Below are 4,867 nucleotides of genomic sequence, written 5' to 3'. Positions count from 1 at the left end.
ACATGGCCCATTTCCAGCACCTTGCTCCACGCGCTGGAGCCGACCGCTGTAATAACAGCGGCAACCGGGCCGAGGGTGATCGAAGCGCCCTTGGCGGGCGCTCCGTCACTTGGTCCCTGCTCCGCCTTGTGGAGCACCGAAACCTCGGCAAGCTCCGGCGGCGAGCCATCCGCAAACAGGATGACCACGCCCCCTTCGGCAAGGTCCGCCACTTCTGGGCCGATGGCAGTGACCCGTGTTCTCAGCAGAACCGTCATATGGCGAACCTCATTTTCTCAACTTTCCCTAGAGCGGTGAACCGCTCTATCTCTTTGTTTTGACGCAATTTCCACGGGAAAGCATTGTGCGCTTTTCCCGGAATTGCCTTAGAACACGATCAGGCTGACGACCCAGGCGATCAGCACCGAAACCGGCCCCATGATCTGGCGGCTGATGAGCACCGCCGGAACGCCGATTTCGATCGTCTTCGGCTTGGCCTCACCGAGCGCCAGGCCGACAGGGACGAAGTCGCAGCCCACCTGGGTATTGTAGGCAAACAGCGCCGGCAGTGCCATCGCCGGCGAGATCGTGCCGTTGGCGATCTGCGGGCCGATGATGGCAACGCCGATGACCTGCGCGATGACAGCGCCTGGCCCGAGGATGGGCGACAGGAACGGCAGGCCGCAGATCGCCGAGATGATCAGCAGGCCGACGATGTTGTTGGCCAGCGGACCCATCGGCTGCGCCAGCACATCACCGATGCCGGTATACAGGATCAGACCGATGAGCATGGTCACGAACGCCATGAACGGCAGCACGTTGCGAATGACCTGATCGATGGTGCGACGGCCGGCATTGAAGAAGATGCCGACGATACGTCCCATGACGCGGCCGATCGTGCTGATGAGGCCGATCAGCCCACCTTCGCTCGGCAGCGGCTGTGGTGCCGCGGCCGCATTGTTGCTTGAACTCATCGCTGCTGCTCCCCCTGCAGTCGTGATCGTTTCGGATCCGTCCGCCATTGTGATGTTGGCCGGCTTCACGCCCGAAACGTAGATGTCCTCGGTGATGAACTGGGCCAGCGGCCCGGATTGACCGACCGGCGTCAGATTGACGGTCGGGATGCGCTTGCGCGGATAGACGCCGCATCGTGCGGTGCCGCCGCAGTCGACGACGACCACCGCCATCTCGCTTTCGATCGGTGGCGCCCTGAAGCCGTCGACGGCCTCGCCACCGGTCATGTCGGCGATAAGCTGCGCCACCGGGTGAATGCCACCACCGGTGACGGAAACGATCTTGCTGCGCTGTTCGGTCGGCTCGATCACGAGCGGGCCACCCCAGCCGGTTTTGCCCTGGGTGATCCTTACGGCTTTGTATGTCTTGGCCATGATGTCCTCCCTGCCCTTACAGCTCGACGCCCTGGCGGCGTGCCATGATGGCGGTGATGCGTTCGGTCAGCATGCCCTTGAGCAGGATGACGACGAGGCCGACGATGGCGTACCAGATCGCCACCTTGACGTGGTAGCCGGCGACGACGACGCCCTTCTTTTCCAGCTCCAGCAGCGCGACGAGAATGCCGCCCCAGACGAAATACTCGCCGGGATTGATGTGCGGGAACAGGCCGAGCGGCGGGTGCACATAGGATACTGCCGCGTCATAGAAGGCCGGCTTGTGCTTTTCTTCCAGGAACGATCCGAACGTATAGGCCATCGGATTGGTGAGGAAGAACACCGCCAGCAGCGGCAACAGCGTGTAGCGCGTCAGCGCGATCCGGCCGGCGCCGCGCGCCAGACCATGCACGCGCTCTTCACCGACCAGTTCGGTGACGGCGTAGAAGGCCGTCATCAGCACCACCAGCGTCGGAATGATGCCGGTGACGAAGCCGGCGAAGACCTCGCCGCCCTTCTGGAAGATGCCGATGAAGTACTTGCCGATGGCGGTCAGCCAGCCGAGCTGCTCTTCCTGCTGGACGTCCTTCAGCTTTTCCTTGAACTGATCGACGGTGATCGGTCCGCTGTCCGCTTGTGCGAGGACAACGAGATGGTCGGAGGCATGCTCGACGGCGAGCTTGCCATGCAATGCGGCATCCGAGACCATGGCACCTGCGACATGCAGATTGTGCACGGCCATGTCGGCATGCTGCGCCAACAACGAAAATACAGACATTTCTCCTCCTTATGCCACCCGCCGGTTGATCCCAGTCGGTGCGCGGCGTCCTCTATCCCTTTGATTTAGAGCCCGAAATTCTCCGGCCCTAAGCCCTTGCTATGTTCAAGCCGGACAGGCCCGGCTTCTTCCCCGGCTCCGACCGTGTCTTGTCGATCTGTTCGATCGCCCGTTTCACGGCCTCGGCCACACCGGGTTCCCCCTCCCCCATGATTGCAGGGTTGGACCGGAGTCTATCGAGGGGAACACCCTCGAATTCTTCATGTCTCTTGAACTTGGTGAAGACGGAACGGCCGCTCATCACCATCAGGCGGCGCACGATCAGATCGGGCGTCACCACGACGAGCGCGATGGTGCCCTTGGCCAACCGGCCGCGAAAATTGCCGGCTCCGACGAAGCCCTGCTTGTACTGGTCGGTGACGCCCCTGAAGACATCCGAATAGTGCCGCATCTGCAGCCAGACGCCGAGCGACTGCAGCGCCCACACAATAACCAGCAGAAGCAGTCCCCACTGCCAAATCGCCATTCGGTTCTCCTCCCGAAGCCTCAGTTGAACCGCACCTTGGACCGGCGCGTGACAACAGCAAAGTGAGAACATTTGTTTCCGAGAATGTCAATATGTATGATATTGGCCTCGGCTGCGGTCATCCACAAGGGCGCTGACCGATTTCGGCCGTGCCACCGTTGTGCTAGGCTGACCGGGAAACAGGATACGAGGAATATGGATCTGCCCTTCAGGGACGAACTGGCCTTGATGCCCGATCTTCGCCATCGGCTGCGGCAGCTGCGCTGGTTCCGCGCCACTTTTCGCGGCAGCGCGAAGGTGGTCTCGGACACGTTCGGCGTGCGCTTCGAGATCGACGAGGCAAAGCTCACCAGGGCCTTTCTCGACTGGGTCGAGATCATGGAGCCGCAGAAGCGCTTCGCCGCGATCGACCGCGCCGACTTCATCGTCTTTGCCGCCGGCCTCGTGCTGCGCGAGTTGATAAAACAGGCGCCGGCCAGGGAAATCTCCAGCCTCACGCAGCTGATCGAGACGGAAACGAACGCCGGCACGCTGGAAATCGTCCGCTTCTGGCCGGAGGGTTTCCTCTACACCAACTACTGCGTCTCGGTGATTTCGGCGATCCACGAGCAGGAATTCGGCACCGCACCCGGCATCGACAAATGCGCCGACGATTTGCGCACATGGTGGTCCTATCGCGAGAATGTGACCGAGATGCCGGCCTATGCGGTGGCTTTCCTCGACCGCTTTCTCGGCGCCGAACCGAACTGGATCACCCCGGATCGCGCACAGTCCCGGCAAGCCATGCAACGGGCGCTCGGGTCTTCCCGTGCGAGCGATGCGTTGCGCCAGCTTTGAGCCCGCTCTTCGCGCCCCAAAAACGCACGCGCTATTGAACATTTGACTTTTTGCCGATAGCGATGTGCGAAAATTGACTTGAGAGGGAAACTGTGGCGCGACCAAGGTCTATTATTTTCGATTGCGACGGCGTTCTTGTCGACAGCGAGCCGCTGGCCGCCCGCGCCTATGAGCGCGTCTACGAAAAGCACGGCATGCCCGGTGTCAACACCAGCATCATCGCCCAATGCATCGGCATGAAGCAGTCCGATATCATCGCCAGGATCAGGGAATTGACCGGGCACCAGTTTCCGGCGGCGGCGGACGGCGACATCTGGGCCGAGACCAAGGTGCTGTTCTCGCAGGAATTGAAGCCGACACCGGGAATCGCTGCGTTCCTCGAGACGCTTGCGGGCGGTCGCTGCGTTGCCTCGTCCTCCTCCGTCGAGCGTATAAACCACAGCCTTGCCGTGACCGGGCTGGCGCGTTTCTTCGGCGATGCGATCTACAGCTCCTCGATGGTCAAGAACGGCAAGCCCGCGCCGGACATCTTCCTCTTCGCGGCGGACAAGATCGGCGCCAATCCCGTTGACTGCATCGTCATCGAGGACTCGCCCTTCGGCATCCAGGGCGCTGTCGCCGCCGGCATGACGGCGATCGGCTACACCGGCGGCGGCCATACCTATGCCGAGCACGCCGCGCGGCTGACAGCTGCCGGTGCCGATTTCGTCTGCGCCGACTGGCAAGAAGTTAGCCGGCAATTGGCCGGGCTCGGTGTGCCGGCCTAATCTGTCAGCGAACAGGCAGTCCAAGGCGGACCGATTCGTCGGCCGGGATCACTGGCCCGACACGGAAATTGAAGGACAAGACCCTCGTCGCACCGGTGTCGACCTCGCACCGGAAGCCCAGATGGTACCATGTGGTTGTCGTGCGGAAGGCGACATCCGGGGCGTCGAGGATATTACCGACCTTCAGCGGAACACTTGGGATCAACTCGGGGAAATACGAGGCGCCCAGCAGTTGCTGCTGCAACGCGCTGGCGCAAAGTTTGGCGGCACGCTGGCCGCGAGGCACGCCGCCCTTCGAGGTCGTGGCCACCGCATCGCCGGTAGCGCCCTGTGAATAGAGCTTGCGGACGCCTGGGAGGCCCGAAGCGTTCCGAGATGCAGACTTCGAGGGCTTTGAGGGGCTGGGCTTCGGCGCATTTGTGGGTTTGGGCTTCGGCGCATCGGCTGATGTGGGAAGGTCGATCTCGCTGCCGCCGCCATCGGCAGCCAAAGGCGCTGGTGCCGCGCCCCGTTGCTTGGCGGCATCGAGCGCCGCCTGCTTCTCCGCCTCCTGTTTGGCTGCTTGTGATTTATCTATCTCCTCGGTTGAAGC

Annotated in this window: 7 protein-coding genes; 2 read left to right on the top strand and 5 right to left on the bottom strand. The window is 62.3% G+C overall.

Going from position 1 to position 4,867, the window contains the following annotated elements; translation table 11 throughout:
• The 4 genes from EN750_RS18590 to EN750_RS18575 all read right to left on the bottom strand — a co-directional run.
• A partial coding sequence (locus tag EN750_RS18590) for a PTS glucitol/sorbitol transporter subunit IIA (protein WP_127397283.1) occupies nt 1-257 on the bottom strand: 257 nt, incomplete at its 3' end.
• 108 nt (nt 258-365) lie between these two features.
• Entirely contained in the window at nt 366-1,367 is a 1,002-nt protein-coding gene (locus EN750_RS18585; RefSeq protein ID WP_127397282.1) for a PTS glucitol/sorbitol transporter subunit IIB, read from the bottom strand.
• A gap of 16 nt (nt 1,368-1,383) precedes the next feature.
• Nucleotides 1,384-2,145, bottom strand: a complete 762-nt coding sequence (locus tag EN750_RS18580) for a PTS glucitol/sorbitol transporter subunit IIC (RefSeq protein WP_013529328.1) — start codon at nt 2,143-2,145, stop codon at nt 1,384-1,386.
• 88 nt (nt 2,146-2,233) lie between these two features.
• The gene (locus EN750_RS18575) at nt 2,234-2,671 is read right to left on the bottom strand and encodes a transcriptional regulator GutM (RefSeq protein WP_127397281.1); all 438 of its coding nucleotides are present in this window, start codon (nt 2,669-2,671) and stop codon (nt 2,234-2,236) included.
• Between the two features lie 195 nt (nt 2,672-2,866).
• On the opposite strand from EN750_RS18575, the gene EN750_RS18570 reads away from it, so the two are divergent.
• Both EN750_RS18570 and EN750_RS18565 read left to right on the top strand, forming a co-directional pair.
• Nucleotides 2,867-3,508, top strand: coding sequence for a hypothetical protein (locus EN750_RS18570; RefSeq protein WP_127397280.1), 642 nt, complete (start codon nt 2,867-2,869; stop codon nt 3,506-3,508).
• A gap of 92 nt (nt 3,509-3,600) precedes the next feature.
• Nucleotides 3,601-4,275 (top strand): HAD family phosphatase, encoded by a 675-nt coding sequence (locus tag EN750_RS18565; protein ID WP_127397279.1) that lies wholly within the window; start codon nt 3,601-3,603, stop codon nt 4,273-4,275.
• A 4-nt stretch (nt 4,276-4,279) separates the two neighbouring features.
• On the opposite strand, the gene EN750_RS18560 is transcribed toward EN750_RS18565, so the two are convergent.
• Nucleotides 4,280-4,867, bottom strand: a 588-nt coding sequence (locus tag EN750_RS18560) for a DUF930 domain-containing protein (RefSeq protein ID WP_127397278.1), incomplete at its 5' end; no start/stop codon positions are given.

Source organism: Mesorhizobium sp. M7A.F.Ca.ET.027.03.2.1 (assembly GCF_003999175.1).
GTDB lineage: Bacteria > Pseudomonadota > Alphaproteobacteria > Rhizobiales > Rhizobiaceae > Mesorhizobium.
Note: the sequence above shows the minus strand (reverse complement) of the source record. Positions and strands in the feature narration are given on the sequence as shown.